General features: G+C 63.7%; 14 protein-coding genes. 10 read left to right on the top strand and 4 right to left on the bottom strand.

Annotation, left to right across the window (positions count from 1 at the left end; translation table 11 throughout):
* Positions 1-24: 24 nt before the first annotated feature.
* From KLP40_RS06455 to KLP40_RS06440, 4 genes are all read left to right on the top strand, one after another.
* The gene (locus KLP40_RS06455; protein WP_215592946.1) at positions 25-798 is read left to right on the top strand and encodes a DUF1573 domain-containing protein; all 774 of its coding nucleotides are present in this window, start codon (positions 25-27) and stop codon (positions 796-798) included.
* A gap of 216 nt (positions 799-1,014) precedes the next feature.
* Entirely contained in the window at positions 1,015-2,142 is a 1,128-nt protein-coding gene (gene ald, locus KLP40_RS06450; RefSeq protein WP_215592945.1) for an alanine dehydrogenase, read from the top strand.
* 156 nt (positions 2,143-2,298) lie between these two features.
* The gene (locus tag KLP40_RS06445) at positions 2,299-2,901 is read left to right on the top strand and encodes an SMI1/KNR4 family protein (RefSeq protein ID WP_215592944.1); all 603 of its coding nucleotides are present in this window, start codon (positions 2,299-2,301) and stop codon (positions 2,899-2,901) included.
* A 132-nt stretch (positions 2,902-3,033) separates the two neighbouring features.
* Positions 3,034-4,998, top strand: a complete 1,965-nt coding sequence (locus tag KLP40_RS06440) for an LTA synthase family protein (protein ID WP_215592943.1) — start codon at positions 3,034-3,036, stop codon at positions 4,996-4,998.
* Here KLP40_RS06440 and KLP40_RS06435 read toward each other — a convergent pair.
* On the bottom strand, positions 4,995-5,417 hold the full coding sequence (locus KLP40_RS06435; RefSeq protein WP_215592942.1) for a response regulator: 423 nt from the start codon (positions 5,415-5,417) through the stop codon (positions 4,995-4,997). The two genes, KLP40_RS06440 and KLP40_RS06435, sit on opposite strands and share 4 nt — an antisense overlap.
* Entirely contained in the window at positions 5,398-7,275 is a 1,878-nt protein-coding gene (locus KLP40_RS06430) for a PAS domain-containing sensor histidine kinase (protein ID WP_215592941.1), read from the bottom strand. Before KLP40_RS06430 ends, KLP40_RS06435 begins: the two co-directional genes overlap by 20 nt.
* Positions 7,276-7,632: 357 nt before the next feature.
* Here KLP40_RS06430 and KLP40_RS06425 point away from each other — a divergent pair, with 357 nt between their 5' ends.
* The 4 genes from KLP40_RS06425 (at position 7,633) to KLP40_RS06410 (ending at position 13,992) form a co-directional block, all read left to right on the top strand.
* Positions 7,633-8,739, top strand: a complete 1,107-nt coding sequence (locus KLP40_RS06425) for a DUF4856 domain-containing protein (protein ID WP_215592940.1) — start codon at positions 7,633-7,635, stop codon at positions 8,737-8,739.
* Between the two features lie 101 nt (positions 8,740-8,840).
* Positions 8,841-9,962, top strand: a complete 1,122-nt coding sequence (locus KLP40_RS06420) for an imelysin family protein (RefSeq protein ID WP_215592939.1) — start codon at positions 8,841-8,843, stop codon at positions 9,960-9,962.
* A 140-nt stretch (positions 9,963-10,102) separates the two neighbouring features.
* Positions 10,103-11,443: an HTTM domain-containing protein gene (locus KLP40_RS06415; protein ID WP_215592938.1), complete on the top strand. Its 1,341-nt coding sequence runs from the start codon at positions 10,103-10,105 to the stop codon at positions 11,441-11,443.
* 119 nt (positions 11,444-11,562) lie between these two features.
* The gene (locus KLP40_RS06410; protein WP_215592937.1) at positions 11,563-13,992 is read left to right on the top strand and encodes a TonB-dependent receptor; all 2,430 of its coding nucleotides are present in this window, start codon (positions 11,563-11,565) and stop codon (positions 13,990-13,992) included.
* A 160-nt stretch (positions 13,993-14,152) separates the two neighbouring features.
* Here the strand turns inward: KLP40_RS06410 and KLP40_RS06405 are convergent, their stop codons facing one another.
* Positions 14,153-14,599, bottom strand: a complete 447-nt coding sequence (locus KLP40_RS06405; protein WP_215592936.1) for a type I restriction enzyme HsdR N-terminal domain-containing protein — start codon at positions 14,597-14,599, stop codon at positions 14,153-14,155.
* Positions 14,600-14,835: 236 nt separating this feature from the next.
* Between KLP40_RS06405 and KLP40_RS06400 the strand changes: the two genes are divergently transcribed.
* Together KLP40_RS06400 and KLP40_RS06395 are read left to right on the top strand one after the other, a co-directional pair.
* Positions 14,836-15,609: an AMP nucleosidase gene (locus KLP40_RS06400; protein ID WP_215592935.1), complete on the top strand. Its 774-nt coding sequence runs from the start codon at positions 14,836-14,838 to the stop codon at positions 15,607-15,609.
* 187 nt (positions 15,610-15,796) lie between these two features.
* Positions 15,797-17,464, top strand: coding sequence for an amidohydrolase (locus KLP40_RS06395; protein WP_215592934.1), 1,668 nt, complete (start codon positions 15,797-15,799; stop codon positions 17,462-17,464).
* Between the two features lie 95 nt (positions 17,465-17,559).
* On the opposite strand, the gene KLP40_RS06390 is transcribed toward KLP40_RS06395, so the two are convergent.
* Positions 17,560-18,075: a DinB family protein gene (locus tag KLP40_RS06390; protein WP_215592933.1), complete on the bottom strand. Its 516-nt coding sequence runs from the start codon at positions 18,073-18,075 to the stop codon at positions 17,560-17,562.
* Positions 18,076-18,099: the final 24 nt, after the last annotated feature.

Genomic DNA, 18,099 nt, shown 5'->3' with positions numbered 1-18,099 from the left:
ACTTCTACCTTCTAACTCTTCCTTATGAAACACCTTTTCTTCTTCCTGCTCACGCTGCTCGGCGCTTCGGCCGCCCAGGCCCAGGGCGTGCTCACGTTCGAAAAAGAGCTGCACGATTTCGGGCAGGTGCCCGAGGGCACGATGGCCACCCACGAGTTCCGCTTCAAAAACACCGGCAACCAGCCCGTCATCATTGCCAACGTGCAGGCCAGCTGCGGCTGCACCACCCCCGACTGGACCAAGACGCCCATTCTGCCCGGCAAGAGCGGCATCGTGAAGGCCGTGTACAGCAGCGCCGGCCGCCCCGGCATCTTCAACAAAACCGTTACGGTCACCAGCAATGCCACCACGCCCAGCACGGTGCTCACCATCAAAGGCAACGTGCTCAATAAGGAGCAGATGAAGTCCCGGCTCACGCCCGCCCAGCTGGCCCAGTCGCCGCGCCTGACCCTGGACCGCGCCACTCATGATTTCGGTAAGATGGAAGCCGGCCAGGCCCTTACGGCCCGCTTCAAGGTTACCAACACCGGCAAGCAGGACCTGGTGCTGGGCGCCATCAGCTCGCCCTGCTACTGCGTGGGCTACAAGAACGTGCCTTCGCCCATCAAGCCCGGCCAGAGCGCCATGGTGGAGCTGGTGTACAGCCAGCGCAAGCTGGGTTTGCAGCAGGAGCCCGTCACCATCACCAGCAACGACCTGACCGGCGACGCCCAGCTCACGCTTTCGGCCTTCGTGCTCAAGGACCTGAACGCGGGCAGCATGGTGAAGGAAAGCGCTACCTCGGTGCCGTTCAAATAAAGAGTTGCTTCGTGGGAGTTGCTTGGCAGAAGCGCGAAGACGGGAGTGAGACGCCAGGAGACGCCAGATTTGATTCGGCTCTTCTCGCCTCCCAGCTCCTGGCTTCTGGCTTCTACCAAGCAACTCCTTACTTCTAGCTTCTGACTCCTGTCCTCCTTACCTTTGCGGCACAAGAAAACCACCCTTACCACCCACCCTCACTTTTAGCTGCGAGTCATGCTGATCGGCGTACCGAAAGAAATTAAAAACAACGAAAACCGCGTGGGCCTGACGCCCGCCGGTGTAGCGGAATTCCGCAAGCACGGTCACGAGGTGTACGTGCAGGCCACGGCCGGCAACGGCAGCGGCTTCTCCGACGCCGAGTACGAGCAGGCCGGGGCTACCGTGCTGCCCACCATTGAGGACGTGTACGCCAAGGCCGAGATGATTGTGAAGGTGAAGGAGCCCATTGCCTCCGAGTACCCGCTTATCAAGGAAAATCAGCTGCTGTTCACCTACTTCCACTTTGCCTCGGGCGAGGAGCTGACCCACGCCATGATTGAGCGCAAGGCCGTGTGCCTGGCCTACGAAACCGTGGAGCTGCCCACCCGCGCCCTGCCCCTGCTCATTCCGATGAGCGAGGTGGCCGGCCGCATGGCCCCACAGGAAGGCGCCAAGTACCTGGAGAAGCCCCTGAAAGGCCGCGGCATTCTGCTGGGGGGCGTACCCGGCGTGAAGCCCGCCGAAGTGCTGGTGCTGGGCGCCGGCATCGTGGGCACGCAGGCCGCCAAAATTGCCGCCGGCCTGGGCGCCAAAGTAACCGTGATGGACATCAGCCTGAACCGTCTGCGCGAGCTCGACGACTTCATGCCCAAGAACGTGGTGACGCAGTACTCCAACGAGTACAACATCCGCGAAGCCATCAAAACCGCCGACCTTATCATCGGCGCGGTGCTGATTCCGGGTGCCAAGGCCCCGCACCTCATCACCCGCGAGATGCTCAAGACCATGCGTCCCGGCACCGTGCTCGTAGACGTGGCCGTGGACCAGGGTGGCTGCATCGAAACCTGCGAGCCCACCACCCACGAAAACCCGACCTTCATCATCGACGACATCGTGCACTACTGCGTGGCCAACATGCCGGGTGCGGTGCCTTACACTTCCACCCTGGCCCTGACCAACGCCACGCTGCCCTACGCCGTGAAGCTGGCCAACCTGGGCTGGCAGGAAGCCTGCCGCCGCGACGAGGCCCTGCGCCTCGGCCTGAACGTGGTACACGGCAAAGTGGTGTACAAAGGCGTGGCCGATGCCTGGGGCCTGCCCCTGGAGTCGGTGGAATCCGTCATGGAAGAAGCGGCTGTTTAGTTGAACGTTGCGTGTTAGAAATTGAGCGTTCCGGCGGCCTTTGGGCGTTGGGACGCTCAATTTTTTGATTTCTACAACACCCGGTTTTACGCTCCGGCCAGTGGTGCGGGCGGCGTGCCGGCCGGCTTGCTCATTTCTCCTCTTAAATTGACCCACGTGAAAGGAATTATTTATACCGGCGGCGAGCTGACCGACCTGGTGACGCTGGCCCGGCTGCCGGTTTACCTGCAGGCATTTCTGCGCGAGCAGAACGGGGTGGTAGCCTACTTCGGCGGGCTGCACCTCCGGGGCTGCGTGGCCGCGCCGGGCTGGCACTCCCTGGCCGGCGTCTGGCAGGGCGAGCGGGCGCTCTGGCGCACCTACGCCGCGCTGAAAAAGTCCGACATCCCCTTTGCCCAGGACTGCGCCGGCAACCAGTTTCTGCTGCGCGGCGACGCCGTACTTTTCCTCGACACCGAAACAGGGGAGCTGGCCGACCTGGAAGTCGATTTCAAGCACTTCCTGTTCGGGGCCGAGAAGTTTCCAGTAGACGCCCTGGGCCTGGAGCCGCTGCGGGCCTTTCAGCAGGCGGGCGGGGTGCTGCGGCCGGGCCAGCTGCTGAGCCTCTACCCGCCCCTGTGCATCGCCCCCAAGAATGCGGCGTCGCGGCCCTCGGCCAAGGCTGTACCAGTCAGCCTGCGGCTGGCCTGGCTGGCCAGCTTCCACGAGCAGATCAAGCACCTGCCCGACGGCCAGGCCGTTACCTTCGACCCGCTTTAGAACGAAGCGCGGCTTCGTTCCTGTTCGTATTCTCCGCGTGCTGCGCGCCGAAGTGAAGGCAGCAGTTAGCGGCCCGTTCCGTTCTGGTTGTTTTTTGCCTTCGGGGTGAAGCGGCGCTTTGCCCTCCCGCCTATGCCCTCCGAATTTCTGCGCCTGCTGGTTCGTCGTTTTGCCCTGCTGCTGGGCGCCTACCTGCTGCTGCGGGCGGGTTTCTATGCGCTGAACCAGGCGGCTTTCCAGGCGGCTACGGCGGGCCAGGTGGCGCTGGCCTTCTGGCACGGCTTCCGCTTCGATATGGCGGCCCTGCTGCTGCTCAACCTGCCCTGGCTGGTGCTGAGCCTGGTGCCGGCCCGGGGCCGGGGCTGGCAGCGGCTGGTACGGGCCGTGTACTTGCTGCTCAACGGCTTCGGCCTAGCCCTGAACCTCATCGACTGGGAGTATTTCCGCTTTATCGGGCGGCGCACCAGCAACGAGCTGACCACCATCGGGGCTGATGTACAGCGCCAGGCCGGGCAGCTGCTGCTCAGCTACTGGTGGCTGCTGCTGCCTTTTGCGGTACTGGTGGCCGCGCTCTGGTCTTTTTACCCGATGCCGCGCCAGGAGCAGCCAACGGTAAGTTCCGCGCCGCAAGCCAACGGCAGCAAACCCAGCAGACCGAAAAAGCAGTTGACTGCCTATGGCTTACAGCTCACCACTATCGTATTGCTGGTGGTGCTGGGCATCCGGGGTGGGCTGCAGCTGAAGCCCCTGCGCACCGGAGCCGCCTTTGTGCAGCAGCCGGCCGTGCTGGGCCACCTGGCCCTGAACAGCACCTTTACGTTTCTCAAGAGCCTGGGCTACGCCACCCCCGAGCGCAAAGCCTACTTCCAGTCGACGGCGGCCCTCACCCGGGCCCTGGCGGCCCGGCCCCTGCCCCGGCGGCCGGCGCCCCCCCTGCCGGGCCGCAATGTGGTGGTGCTGATTCTGGAAAGCTTCGGCTCCGAGTACACCGGCGTGGAAAACCCCGGCCGGCGTGGCTATACTCCGTTCTTCGACTCCCTGGCCACCCACGGCGGCCGGTTGCTGCCCGACCACTACGCCAACGGCCGCCGCTCCATTGAGGCCCTGCCGGCGGTGCTGGCGGGTTTGCCCAACCTGATGGAAGGGGCCTTTATCACGTCCAACTTCCAGACCAATGAGCTGCACGGTCTGGGCTCCCTGCTGGCCGGCCACGGCTACCAGACCAGCCTGTTCCACGGGGCCCAGAACGGCACCATGGGCTTTAACACTTTCGCCGGCATAGCCGGCATGCAGCGCTACTACGGTCTTGAGGAATACCCGGGCGCGACCCGGAGTCCGGATTTTGATGGGCACTGGGGCATTTTCGACGAGCCTTATCTGCAGTATTTCAGCCGGCAGCTGAGCCGGCAGCGCCAGCCGTTTTTCAGCACCCTGTTCACGCTCAGCGCCCACGAGCCCTTCGGGTTGCCGACCGGCTATCCGGCCCGGCTGCCGAAGGGTACGCTGCCCATTCATCCCACCGTCGCCTACACTGACCGGGCGCTGCGGCAGTTTTTCGCCGCCGCCCGCCGCCAGCCCTGGTACCGTAACACCCTGTTCGTGTTGCTGGCCGACCATACGTCGCAGTCGGATGCGCCGGGCTACCAGAACCTGCTGGGCCAGTACAAGACGCCCCTGCTGCTGTTTGCCCCCGGCGCGGCGTTGCCGGCCCTGCCCGCGCCCCGCATCACCCAGCAGGCCGATGTACCGGCCACCGTGCTCGATTTGCTGGGGTTGCCGGCCCGGGGCCGGCTGCTGCCCTTCGGCTACTCGGTCTTCGATACCACTACCACCGGCCGGGCCCTGTTTCTGAGCGGGGGCAGCTACTGGCTGGTGCATACGGATTACGTTACCGAGCTCACCGCCGACGACCAGGTGCGCCTCTACCCCTACCGCCGCCACCGGCTGCCCGCCACCCCGCTCGCTCACCCCGACCCGGCCACGCTGCGGGCCTACGGCCAGGAGCTCCGGGCCTGCGTGCAGTGGTACGTGAACGGGCTGGCCGACAACCGCCTTTACCCCGCTCCGGCTGCTTCACCCCGCGCGGCCCGACCCTAGCCCCCCAGGCTACCCGCCTCCTCGGCCCGGAAGCCCGGCTCCAGGCGGGCCTGAATAGCCCGGATTTCTTCGCCGTCGATGGGCTTGTGAATCAGGCCGGCTACCAGCTCGTAGTTGCGCGACTTTTCCAGGTCGGTGAGGGCCAGCGAAGAAGTGAGGATGTACACGGCGCAACGGCCCCGCAGCCGGTCCTGGTAGGGGGCCAGGGCGTCGAGAAACTGCCAGCCGTTGAGCAGGGGCATGTTCAGATCCAGAAACACCACCTGCGGCAGCGTGGCGGCCGACTCGCGCAACAGCGCCTCGAGAGCCTGCTGCGCCGACTCGAACGGGCAGATACAGCTGGCAAAACCTTCGGCCCGCAGCAGTTGCTCGGTCAGATAAAGGCCCAGCCGGTCGTCGTCAATGAGGTAGGTCTTCATGGCCAGCCGGGTTAAAGTGCAGGACGAACCGGGTGCCGACGCCGGGCTGGCTTTCTACGCTGATACTGCCGCTCATTGATTCCACGTGGGCCTTCACCAGAAAAAGCCCGATGCCACGGCCCTTTTTATCGGAGTGGAAGCGCTGGTAGAGCTGAAATACGGCGTCGCCGGCGGCAGCCAGATCAAAGCCGCGGCCGTTGTCGGCTACCCACAGGGTGGTGGGCCCGTTTTCTTCTTCGGCCGTGGCCCCGATTTCTATCCGCAGCGGACGGTCATCGGAGCGGTACTTGATGGCATTGGATACCAGGTTGTGGAAGATGCTGTGAAAGTAGGCCCGGCGGCCCGGCAGCCGCAGTTCCTCGGCAATGTGGCACTGCCACTGGCCGCCGCAGCTTTCCAGCAGCGGTTCCAGACTCTGCAACGCTTCCCGGCACACGGCAGCTAGTGCCACGGGCTCGGGGCGGTAGCCCCCGCGCTGGTCCCGCACCGAAAGAATGGTATTCACGTCCATCAGCACATCATCGACCTGCCGGAGACTGGTGTGCAGATTCTGCAAAGACTGCCGAAACACCTCCGAGTCGGGTGCCACCTGCGTCAGCAGCTGGCTAAAGCCCAGGGCATTGGCCAGCGGGGCGCGCAGATTGTGCGATACGATGTAGGTGAACTGCTGCAGATCCTGGTTCTGACGAAACAGCCGCTCCCCCATCAGGCGCTGGCGCTGCTCAGCCTCGCGGCGCTCCGTAATGTCCTGCATAGCCCCGATCATGCGCACAGGCCGGCCGTGCTCGTCGCGCAGGATATAGCCCCGGTCGAACACCCAGGCCAGGCTGCCGTCGGCCCGGCGGAAGTGATACTCATCCTGCCAGTGCCAGTCGGTGGTTTCGTAGGCCAGGTGACGCAGCCCGCCCACCACCCGCAGCCGCTCGGCGGGCAGCACGTGGTCGGCCCAGCGGCTGAAGGGCTCCGGATTTTCGCGCAGCCGGTGTCCGAAGAGCATTTCGTATCCCTCGCCCCAGTACAGCGTGTCGGTTTCCACGTTCCAGTCGTAGAGGGCATCGGTGGTGGCCTTGATGGCGTACAGGAACCGCTCGTTGCTTGCGCGCAGGTCTTCTTCTACCTTTTTCTGCCGGGTCAGGTCGTGTACGATGCCCACCAGCTGGCAGCAGGCGCCGGTTTCATCCAGCACCGGCGTTAGCGTTACCTCGCTGGTCACCTTACCGGTCGGGTACTCGGCCGTTTCCTGCCACTCCACCGGCTGCCGGGTGCGCACTGCGCTTGCGCAATGAACCAGCATCACCGAACGGGCGGGCTCCGGCAGCACCTCATCGACGTACCCGCCAATGACCTGCGGCAGGTCCAGGCCGGTAGTGCGCCCGAACGCGCGGTTGGCAAACGTGAAGCGGTAGCGTTCCGGGGGCTCCACCTCCACCACAAACGTGCCGTCGTTCATGTTCTCGAAGATAACTGAGTACAGCTGCTGCTGAGCCAGCAGAGTACCATTGGCCGCCTCCGGCGCGGCCCCGATTACGCCGTACACCCCGGTAATCCGGTTGTCGGCCAACTGCGGGAACAGGGCCAGCCGGTACTTGCGGGGCCGTTGGACGCCCAGCAGGATGCTTTCCTCACCCAGCACCTGACCAGCCGCCGCTTGGGCTATCAGTTCCTGAACCCGGTTTTTCTCGATTAGGGGCAGAAACTCCAGCAGGCAACGGCCCGGCAGCGCCGCCGCCGGCTGCCCCAGCAGGCCAGCCAGGCGCGGACTTGCCTGACTGATCCGGCCGCCGGAATCCAGCGTCAGTACGGCGGCCGCTTCCTGAGAAAAAAAACCAGCGGCGAAAGGATAAGACGAAAGCGACATGGCGGCGGATATGAACGGGGCCGGGGGCTGCTGTAGCAACGGGTGGGCCGCCATCTATAAATAGTACAGATTTTTACTTCTCTGCTACTACGGCAAATCGGGGCGGCAGTTATGGGGCTTCGCGTCCCGGAACGCTGGCCGGGCCCCTACCAGCCGGAGGAGCCGGAACGGATGACTGAAGACGGGCTGGGGCAGCCGCCGGAACGGGGTTTGTTGGCGGGAAGGCCCTGCTTCAGAAACCAGTTGCCTGGCTTATCTTTATTTAAAATAATTAAAGATAAGCTTGCCTGACGTTGCTGACACCTCTACTTTTGCAGCATAATTGAAATGATTCTACATAAGCATCTCCCTCTTTTCATGTTCTCCACCGCTCGTTCCTTCGCGTTTGCTGCCCTGGCAGTGGCCTCCGTTGCCTTCTCTTCCTGCTCCGACGACAAAGACGTAACGGACCCGACGCCGGCTTACCAGGTGCCTACCACCTACTCTTTTGCCAACGTCGATTACAGCGGTCAGCAGGCCCGGATCGCCATGCTGGGAGAACTCGATGCCTACATCAAAACCGCTAATACCGGGGCTGTGCTCAGCCAGGAGAAGCTGCAAAACCTGTACGCCAACACCAACAACGCCTTCTCCACGGCGGCCCTCAACACCTCCGGCAAGCAGCTGCGCGACAAAACCCTGAGCACCGTGCGCGCCGAGTACGAGGGCTACCTCACCGACGTAGCCACGGCCAGCCTGAGTGGCCAGCAGGCGGCCACCAACGGCACGCCCGGCGTGCTTACCTCGGCCGACGGCACCAAAAAGTACCTGGTGAATGCCAAGGGCGTGGAGCTGGGCCAGCTGATTCAGAAGGGCCTGATGGGCGCCGTGTTCTACTCCCAGGCCGTGGACAGCTACCTGACGGAGGAAAAGATCGGGGCCGCCGTGGACAACAAAACCGTGAAGCCCGGTCAGGGCACCGCCATGGAGCACCACTGGGACGAGGCCTTCGGCTACTTCGGGGCGCCCACCGATTTCCCGGCCAACGTTAACGACCTCACGTTCTGGGCAAACTACAGCAACAAAGTGGACGCGGCACTGAAGTCGAACAAAACCATGATGGACGCTTTCCTCAAGGGCCGGGCCGCCATCTCCAACAACGACATGGCCGGCAAAGCCGAAGCCGCCGCCACCCTGCGCACCGAGTGGGAGCGGCTGGTGGCCGCCTCGGCCATCTATGAGCTGAACGTGACCAAGAAAGTGCTGGCCGACCAAGCCCTCAAGAGCCACTACCTCTCCGAGGCCCGGGGCTTTGTGATGGGCCTGCGCTATAAGGGCGACCGGAAAATCAGCGACGCGGTGTATGCGCAGGTGTTGGCCAAAATAGGCGACAATTTTTATGACACCACCGGCGCCGATGTGAACGAGGCCATCGACCTGCTGAGCACGGCCTACGGCTTCGATGCCATCAAAGGCACGATTTAACTGAACCGCGGCCTCGGCCTATCTGTTACTCGCACCCGGCAGCTCTTTTTCCGCTCGCGGACGGGAGCTGCCCGTTGCTTTTTCACTTCGCTTCCCTGCTGATGCCCGACCTGAAAACTTTTCGCCTGACTGCCGCCACCCTGGCCCTGGCCCTGGCCCTGGCCCTGCTGAGCGCCTGCAGCTCCGACAAAGGCGAGGACAACGCCCCCGCCGACTCCTTCGACCGGGCCGCCATGCTCACCAACTACAGCGACCAGCTGATTGTACCCGGCTTCCGCGACCTGAGCGAGAAAACCACTCAGCTGCAAGCCCGCCTGGTGGCGCTTGCCGGTACTCCGACGGCTGCCGCCGTGCTGAGCGCCCGCGAGGCCCTGCGCGAGGCTAGCCTGGCCTGGCAGGCTATGAGCAGCTACGAGTTCGGCCCCGCCGAGCAGCAGATGCTGCGCTCTAACCTCAACGTGTACCCCACGTCCACGACCCAGATTGAAAGCAACATCGCGGCCGGTACCTACGACCTGAACGCCGCCTCCAATCTGGCCGCCAAGGGCTTTCCGGCCTTGGACTACCTGCTCTACGATGGCGCAACGCCGGAAACGGTAGCCGCCAGGTTCGGGGCCTCAGCCAACCGCGCCGACTACGCTGTAGCCCTGGGCGACCAGCTGCGGCAGCTAACGGAGGCCACCTATAATGGCTGGCTCGCGGGGGGCTACACCAGCACTTTCCAGCAGGCTACCGGCACGGCCGTGGGCAGTTCGGTGGCCAACCTGGTCAACCAGCTCAACTCCGACATCGACATGACCAAGCGCTACAAGGTGGGCATCCCGGGCGGGCGCTTCACGGCGGGTACGCCCCAGCCCCTGAAGGCCGAGGCTCCCTACGGCAACCTCTCGCTGGAGCTGCTCAAGCGCAACGTGCAGGCCGAAAGGAACCTGTTCCTGGGCCAAACCGGCACCACCAACGGCCCGGGCCTCGACGACTACCTGACCCACGTGAACGCCCAGTACAACGGCAAGCCGCTGGCCGGCGTTATCGAGCAGCAGTTCAACGCCGTGCTCACGGCCATCGACGCCGTGCCCGGCCCCCTCACCCAGGCCGTGGTCAGCCAGCCGGCCACCGTGAATAAGGTGTACGACGAGTTCCAGAAGCTCATCGTGCTCACCAAAACCGATATGCCCTCGGCCCTGGGCGTGTCCATCACCTACACCGACAACGACGGCGACTAGCTTTTTTTGGCTGGTAGCTGAGAACTGGTAGCTGATAGCATTTTCGGTTGATAACAGCTGAGCAACCGCTTGCCCCCGACGACTTTTCTACTTCCCACCAGAAAGCTGACAGCTACTAGCTCTCAGCTAACCGCTCAGATATGACCTTTTCCTGGTTGATGCGGCCGGTTTCGGCGGCGCCGCTGGTGGTATTCCGGGTGCTGTTCGGGGGGATGATGCTGGCCAGCATCGGGCGGTTTGCGGCCAAGGGCTGGATTACCGAGCTCTATGTGGCGCCCAGGGTGTTCTTTCCCTACTACGGGTTCGAGTGGGTGAAGCCTGCCGGCGCGGTGGGCATGCCCGTGGTGTTCGGGCTGATGGCGCTGGGGGCCCTGGGCATTTTGCTGGGGGCTTGGTACCGGTGGTCGGCGGGGCTGTTTTTTCTCACCTTCACCTACGTGGAGCTGTTGGACAAGAGCAACTACCTCAACCACTACTACTTCGTGTCGGTGGTGGCGTTTCTGCTGATCTGGGTGCCGGCCAATGCGCAGTTTTCGCTCGATGCCCGCCGGCAGCCGGGGCGCTGGCGGGCCACGGTGCCGCAGTGGGCCGGCCTGCTGCTGCGCACCCAGCTGGGGCTGGTGTACTTCTTTGCCGGGGTGGCCAAGCTCAACCCCGACTGGCTGCTGGAGGCCATGCCCCTGCGCCTGTGGCTGCCCGCCCACACCGACCTGCCGCTCATCGGGCCGCTTTTTGACCAGCTCTGGGTGGCCTACGCCTTCAGCTGGTTCGGGGCGCTCTACGACCTCACGATTCCGTTTTTTTTGAGTGCCCGCCGCACCCGGGCCTGGGCCTACGCCACGGTGGTGGTGTTTCATGTGCTCACGGCGGTGCTGTTTCAGATTGGCATGTTTCCCTACATCATGCTGGTGAGCACCCTGCTGTTTTTTCCGGCTTCGTTCCACGAAAAAGTGCTGGCTGTTGCCCGCCGCCTGCTGGGCCGCCCGGCCGGACCGCGCGCCGCCCCGGTGGCCGCAGTGCCAGCCGCCGCCTCGCCCTGGCTGGTGGGGGCGCTGGGGCTCTGGCTGCTAGTGCAGGTGCTGGTGCCCTGGCGGTTTGTGCTCTACCCGGGGCCGCTGTTCTGGACCGAGCAGGGCTACCGCTTCTCGTGGCGGGTGATGCTGATGGAAAAGAGCGGCACGGCCTTTTTCTACGTTAGGGACCCACGCACGGGCCACGAAACCGAAATCCGCAACCGCGACTACCTCACCGTCACCCAGGAAAAACAGGTGGCCACCCAGCCCGATATGCTCCTGCAATTCGCCCACCTGCTGCGCGACGACTACCGCCGCCGCGGTATGCCGGCGCCCCAGGTCCGGGCCGAAGTTTACGTCACCCTCAACGGCCGCAGTTCCCGCCTGCTCATCAACCCCGACCTGGATTTGGCCTCTCAGCGGGAAGGATTCGGGCCAAAAACCTGGATCTTGCCCCTGGAACAGTGATTCGGCGGATGAGTGGAGGGCAAATCAGCCTGAATGGTCCGCGCACCCGGCTATAAAACTATTCACCGGCTCACTCATTCCTTACTTCACTCATTCACTGCATCACTCATTCACCGTTCATGCCCCGTTTGCTCCTCCCCTTTCTGCTGCTGCTGCTCACCCTGCCCGCGTTCGGCCAGAACCTGACGCTGAGCGGGCGGGTGACCAATGCCCGCACGGGGCAGCCGGTGGCCCGGGCCGAGGTGCTGCTAACCGGCTCGGACCAACTCACGCGCACCGACGCCCAGGGCCGCTACCAGTTCGGGGGGCTGGCGGCGGGCTCCTACGCCCTCACCGCCTTTGCCGAGCAGTTCACCTCCCTGACCCGGCCCGTGGAGCTGACAACGGCCGACGCCACGCTGGATTTTGCCCTCGCGCCCTCCGATGTGCAGCTGCGCGAAGTGAACGTGGAGGGCCAGCGCGAGCAGGGCTTCGGCATCCGGCGCCTGAACGCGGTGGAGGGCACGGCCATCTACGAGGCCAAGAAAACGGAGGTGGTGGAGCTTCAGAACGTGACGGCCAACCTGGCCACCAACAACGCCCGCCAGGTGTTTGCCAAGGTGGCCGGCCTCAACATCTGGGAAAGCGACGGGGCGGGCCTCCAGCTCGGCATCGGGGGGCGGGGACTGAGCCCCAACCGTACGGCCAACTTCAACACCCGCCAGAACGGCTACGACATCTCGGCCGACGCCCTGGGCTACCCCGAAAGCTATTACACGCCGCCTACTGAGGCCCTGGACCGCATTGAGGTGGTGCGCGGGGCGGCTTCCTTGCAGTACGGCACCCAGTTCGGGGGCATGCTGAACTTCGTGCTGCGCCGGGGGCCGACGGATAAAAAGGTGCAGTTCACGACCCGGCAGACGGGCGGCTCATTCGGTTTTTTCAACTCCTTCAACAGCGTGGGCGGCCAGCTCGGGCGCACCAACTACTACGCCTACTACCAGTACAAGCGCGGCGACGGGTGGCGGCCCAATTCGGGCTTTGATGTGCACACAGCCTACGCCAGCGTGCAGCACGCGGCCACTGAGCAACTCAAAATCGGGCTCGACTACACCCGCATGTACTACCTGGCCCAGCAGCCCGGCGGCCTCACCGACGCCGAGTTTGACCAGGATGCCCGCCAGAGCAAGCGCACCCGCAACTGGTTCCGCGTCAACTGGAACCTGCTGGCCGCCACCGCCGACTACCGCTTCTCCGAGGCCACCCGCCTGAACTGGCGCACCTTCGGGCTGCTGGCCGACCGCACCGCCCTGGGCAACCTGAGCCGCATTAACCGGCCCGACGACCTGAGCACGGCCCGCCTGCTGCTGCGCGACGAGTTTCGCAACGTGGGCTCCGAGTTGCGGCTGCTGCACCGCTACTCCCTGGCCGGCTCGTTTTCGACCCTGCTGGTGGGCGGGCGCTACTACCACGGGTTCACCGACCAGCGCCAGGGCCCCGGCTCCCGCGCCGCCGACGCCGACTTTACGTTTTACCCCGCCGAGCAGAACGCTTCCATCGTTCAGGCCGGCTACAAGTACCCGAGTCGCAACGCGGCCGTGTTCGTGGAGAACATCTTCAACCTCACGCCCCGCCTCAGCCTCACGCCCGGCCTGCGTTACGAGTGGATTCAGACCCGCGCCCGCGGCACGTTTCTTAAGAAAGAGTACGACCAGGCCAACAATTTCCTGTCGGAAGAGAATTTCGCCGAGCAGCGTCAGACCACCCGGGGCCTGCTGCTGGGCGGCTTCGGGGCCAGCTTTAAGCCCACTGAGCAGGTGGAGGTGTACGCCAACTTCTCGCAGAACTACCGGGCCATCAACTTCAACGACATGCGCGTCGTCAACCCCGGCATCCGGGTGGATCAGAACCTGCGCGACGAACGGGGCTTCAGCGCCGATCTGGGTTTGCGCGGGGGCCGACCGGGCGTGTTTACCTACGATGCCAGCCTGTTTTACCTGGCCTACAACAACCGTATCGGTCTGAGCCCCGAGAAGGATACGGTGCGCAGCCAGAACTACCTGCTGCGCACCAATATTGGTCCCTCGCGCAACCTGGGCCTCGAAACCTTCGTGGAAGCCGACCTGCTGCGCCTGCTCCAGGGCGAAAATGCCCGCACCGGCCTGAGCGTGTTCTCCAACCTGACTTTGGTCGATGCCCGCTACAACATCGACAGAGCCGTATTCCGCAACAAAAAGGTGGAGCTGGCCCCCGCCCTCATTGCCAAAGCCGGCCTCACCCTGCGTCGGGGCCCGCTGAAGCTGGCTTACCAGTACGCCTACACCAGCCGCCAGTTCACTGATGCCACCAACAGCCTGCGCGAACCCACGGCTGTGTTCGGCGAAATTCCGGCCTACTGGATCATGGACCTCTCGGGCAGCTACGAGTACAAGTTCCTCAAGCTCGAAGCCGGCCTCAACAACCTCACCGACAACCGCTACTTCACCCGCCGCGCCACCGCCTACCCCGGCCCCGGCATCATCCCCGCCGACGCCCGCAGCTTCTACCTGACCCTGCAGGCGCAGTTCTAGCGGTCAATAGCCCGTCATTCTGAGCATGTGGCGAATCAAGCCAGGGTGCGCAGCCGCAGTCGAAGAATCTTGCGTGTTATGGTAGACCTGTCGCCAAGAATTACTTTGGCACGTGAGATTCTTCGACTGCGGCTGCGCCTTCGCTCAGAATGACAATATTTTACCCCAAATACATCGGCACCTCCGTCAGCAATTCGTTCGTGCGCTTTTCCGTATCCACGCGCCAGCAGTAGTGGTGCAGGCCGTTGCTGAGCAGCAGCAGCGGCGCCCCGATGGTGGCGTTGTAAGTGGCAATCTGCTGGGCCACGGCGGCCGTGATGGGCACCGTGGGGCGCTTGCACTCCACCAGCAGCAGGGGCCGGCCGGTGGCGTCGAGGGCCAGTAGGTCGGTGCGTTTCTGGCGCTTGTTGTACTGGTGGCCCCGCTCCAGGCTCAAGAGCCCCTTTGGGTAGCCGCGGTGGTTGATGAGGTAGTGCACCACGTGCTGGCGCACCCATTCCTCGGGCGTGAGCACCACGTGGCGGCGGCGCAGCACGTCCCAGATTAGCAAATTTTCGCCGCTTTGTGTAACTTTGGCCTCGAAAGGCGGCAGGTTCAACTCTTGCATCACCTCCAAAGGTACGGCCCCGGGGATTTCCTCCCGCTTTTCATTCCGTGCCGTCGTTCCCCCGCTGAGGGCCTCGACGGCTTTTTTTATAGGGTCTTGGGGGCTTAGGGGCTTGGGAACTTGGATGATGTTCGCACGCCCCGTGTGGCACCGTTGTTCAATGCTCCAAAGTATTTCCCCTGAACGTTATCCAAGACCCTAAGCTCCCAAGACCCTAAGTCCCCAAGACCCTACATATGAAAACCAAAGCCGACATTGTAAAGAACTGGCTGCCCCGCTACACCGGCGTGGAGCTGGAGGAATTTGGCCAGTACATTCTGCTGACCAACTTCATGAACTACGTGACCATGTTTGCCGAGCAGTTCGGCACCGAGGTCCGCGGCCTCGACAAACCCATGCAAACGGCCACGGCCAATGGCATCACCATCATCAACTTCGGCATGGGCTCCCCCATGGCGGCCACCGTCATGGACCTGCTCTCGGCCATTGAGCCCAAGGCGGCCCTGTTCCTGGGCAAGTGCGGCGGTCTGAAAACCAACACCAAGCTCGGCGACCTGATCCTGCCCATCGCCGCCATCCGGGGCGAGGGTACGTCCGACGACTACCTGCCGGCCGAAATTCCGGCCCTGCCCTCCTTCCGCCTCCAGCGCGCGGTGAGCAGCATGATCAAGAAGTACGAAATGGACTACTGGACCGGCACGGTGTACACCACCAACCGCCGCGTGTGGGAGCACGACGAGGAGTTCAAGGAGTACCTGCGCCAGATCCGGGCCATGGCCGTGGACATGGAAACGGCCACCATCTTCACCGTGGGCTTCGTCAATGGTATTCCCCACGGCGCCCTGCTGCTGGTGAGCGACAACCCGATGACGCCCGAGGGCGTGAAAACGTCGGAGAGCGACAAGAAAGTAACCGCCGGCTACGTGAAAACCCACCTGCAGATCGGCATTGAGTCGCTGCTGGAGCTCAAGAACTCCGGCGAGTCGGTCAAGCACATGCGCTTCGACTAGAGCCGACTGACCGCTACAGAACGAAAACCGTGTCATCCTGAGCGAAGCGAAGGCCCTTGCACCACTCACCGTTTTGGTGGTACAAGGGCCTTCGCTTCGCTCAGGATGACACGGTTTTCTTATTTCGGCCCAACAACCTTTCCGGCTTTTCCCCGACCTTCCCGTTTCCAAACCTACTCCCTCTTCTATGCTCCCACATTTCCGCTTCTGGCTGGCCCTGCCCCTGCTGGCGGCCGGCTTCAGCGCCTGCCAGTCGAACCCCGCCGGCAACCGCCAGCCCGCCGACCTTATCGTGTACAACGCCACGGTGTACACCGTCGATTCGGCGTTCAGCAAAGTGCAGGCGTTTGCGGTGCAGGATGGCAAGTTTGTGGGCGTGGGCACGGCCGAGGAAATCCGGGCCAAGTACCAGGGCAAGCAGGAAGTGGACGCCCAGGGCCAGTTCATCTACCCCGGCTTCTACGACGCGCACTGCCACTTTTACCGCTACGCCCTGGGGTTGCGTGATGCCGACTTAGTGGGCACCGGCTCGTGGCAGGAAGTGGTACAGAAGCTCCAGCAGCAGCGCCAGCAGTACCCGCAGGCCGCCTGGCTCACGGGCCGCGGCTGGGACCAGAACGACTGGGCCCGCAAGGAATTTCCCACCAAAGACACCCTCGACGCGCTGTTTCCGAACACGCCCGTCTTCATCATTCGGGTGGATGGGCACGCGGCCCTCGTGAACCAGAAGGCGCTGGATCTGGCGGGCGTCACGGCCCGCACGCCCATCAGCGGCGGCACCATCACCAAAAACGCTGCCGGTCAGCTCACCGGACTGCTGGTGGATAACGCCGTGAAGCTGGTGGCCACCAAAATCCCGGAACCGACTGCCGCCGAGGCCGAAACGGCGCTGCTGGAAGCCCAGAAACGCTGCGTGGCCGTGGGCCTCACCAGCATGGCCGACGCCGGCCTGGAAAAAGCCAACGTGGACCGGCTCGATGCCTTACAGCAGCAGGGCAAGCTGAAAGTGCGCCTCTACGCCATGCTGGCCCCCACCAAGGAAAACAAAGAGTTCTACCTCAAAAACGGTCCGGTATTCAAGGACCGCCTCACGGTGTGCTCATTCAAGGTGTACGCCGACGGCGCCCTGGGCTCCCGCGGGGCCTGCCTGATCCATCCGTACGCCGACCGGCCCAAGGAAACGGGCTTCCTGCTGTCGTCGGTGGCGGATTTCCGTAACCTGGCAAGAGAGCTGGCGGCCAGCAAATTCCAGATGAACACCCACGCCATTGGGGATTCCAGCAACCGCCTGCTGCTGGACATTTACGGCGAGGCGCTGAAGGGCCAGCAGGACCGGCGCTGGCGCATCGAGCACGCCCAGGTGGTGAGTGGGGCCGACATAGCCAAGTTCGGGCAGTACGGCATCGTGCCCTCGGTGCAGCCCACCCACGCCACCTCCGACATGTACTGGGCCGGCGAGCGGCTGGGTGCCGACCGCCTCAAAACCGCCTACGCCTTCAATGACCTGCGCAAGCAATATGGCCAGGTGGCCCTGGGCTCCGACTTCCCGGTGGAAGACATCAACCCGCTCTACGGCTTCCACTCGGCCGTGGCCCGGCAGGATGCCAGGAACTACCCGGCCGGCGGCTTCCAGATGGAAAACGCCCTTAGCCGCCCCGACGCGTTGCGCGGCATGACCACCTGGGCCGCCCACGCCGCCTTCGAGGACAAGCAGAAAGGCAGCATCCACCCCGGCATGGCCGCCGACTTCGTGATCCTGAAAACCGATTTGCTGGAAGCCCCCAAAGAGCAGCTCCGCACCGCCCAGGTCCAGCAAACCTGGATTGCCGGCGAACGGGTGTTTTCGGTGAAGTAGTGAGAAGTGAGAGCAAAGACTTTCGTTCTGTTGGCCTATTTGGGCTCCACAACGAAAGTCTTTGCTCTCACTTCTATACTCTCAGCTCTATAAAATTACCAGCCCTGCTCGTCGGCGGAGGGGCCGTACATGGCGGGCAGCGGGATGTCGAGCAGGCGCAGGTAGACGCTGAGCTGGCCGCGGTGGTGGATGCTGTGGTTGAGGCCCATGATGCGGATGGCCGCGCCTTTGGGCCGCTCCATGAAAGTTTGCTCACCTGCGTGCAGGCGGAAGCTGCTGGTCAGCTGCTCATCGTCGGAGTCTTGGAGGGCCTGGCGCAGGCTGGCGCTGTACTGGTCGAAGCGTTGCAGCAGCTCCTCGGAGCTGGTAGGCGTGGGACCGGGCTTGGGGCCGTTAGGGTCGAGGAAGTCGCGGGAGGCGTGCTGCACGAAGAGCTGGTTGAAGGCCAGCAGGTTCACGATGTGGGAGGCCAGCTGCCACAGCTTCATGCTTTTGGGGTGAGGCGTGAAGTCGGCCTGCTCGTAGGGCACGCGCTCCAGCAGCTTGCGGGTGGTGGCCAGCTCGTGGTCGAGCTCGGCGAGGATGTTCTGTTGAAGGGAGGAAGTGTGCATGAGCAACTGCGGTTTGAGGGCGTG

The sequence above is a fragment of the Hymenobacter piscis genome, from assembly GCF_018760735.1.
Taxonomy (GTDB): Bacteria; Bacteroidota; Bacteroidia; order Cytophagales; family Hymenobacteraceae; genus Hymenobacter; species Hymenobacter piscis.
Note: the sequence above shows the minus strand (reverse complement) of the source record. Positions and strands in the feature narration are given on the sequence as shown.

Bases quoted from the DNA above. Each gene is read 5' to 3' on its own strand.
- KLP40_RS06405 (WP_215592936.1), bottom strand. From the start codon at position 14,599: ATGCAAGAGTTGAACCTGCCGCCTTTCGAGGCCAAAGTTACACAAAGC.
- KLP40_RS06390 (WP_215592933.1), bottom strand. From the start codon at position 18,075: ATGCACACTTCCTCCCTTCAACAGAACATCCTCGCCGAGCTCGACCAC.
- KLP40_RS06455 (WP_215592946.1), top strand. From the start codon at position 25: ATGAAACACCTTTTCTTCTTCCTGCTCACGCTGCTCGGCGCTTCGGCC.
- KLP40_RS06430 (WP_215592941.1), bottom strand. From the start codon at position 7,275: ATGTCGCTTTCGTCTTATCCTTTCGCCGCTGGTTTTTTTTCTCAGGAA.
- KLP40_RS06410 (WP_215592937.1), top strand. From the start codon at position 11,563: ATGCCCCGTTTGCTCCTCCCCTTTCTGCTGCTGCTGCTCACCCTGCCC.
- KLP40_RS06420 (WP_215592939.1), top strand. From the start codon at position 8,841: ATGCCCGACCTGAAAACTTTTCGCCTGACTGCCGCCACCCTGGCCCTG.
- KLP40_RS06400 (WP_215592935.1), top strand. From the start codon at position 14,836: ATGAAAACCAAAGCCGACATTGTAAAGAACTGGCTGCCCCGCTACACC.
- KLP40_RS06425 (WP_215592940.1), top strand. From the start codon at position 7,633: ATGTTCTCCACCGCTCGTTCCTTCGCGTTTGCTGCCCTGGCAGTGGCC.
- KLP40_RS06435 (WP_215592942.1), bottom strand. From the start codon at position 5,417: ATGAAGACCTACCTCATTGACGACGACCGGCTGGGCCTTTATCTGACC.
- KLP40_RS06440 (WP_215592943.1), top strand. From the start codon at position 3,034: ATGCCCTCCGAATTTCTGCGCCTGCTGGTTCGTCGTTTTGCCCTGCTG.
- KLP40_RS06415 (WP_215592938.1), top strand. From the start codon at position 10,103: ATGACCTTTTCCTGGTTGATGCGGCCGGTTTCGGCGGCGCCGCTGGTG.
- KLP40_RS06395 (WP_215592934.1), top strand. From the start codon at position 15,797: ATGCTCCCACATTTCCGCTTCTGGCTGGCCCTGCCCCTGCTGGCGGCC.
- ald (WP_215592945.1), top strand. From the start codon at position 1,015: ATGCTGATCGGCGTACCGAAAGAAATTAAAAACAACGAAAACCGCGTG.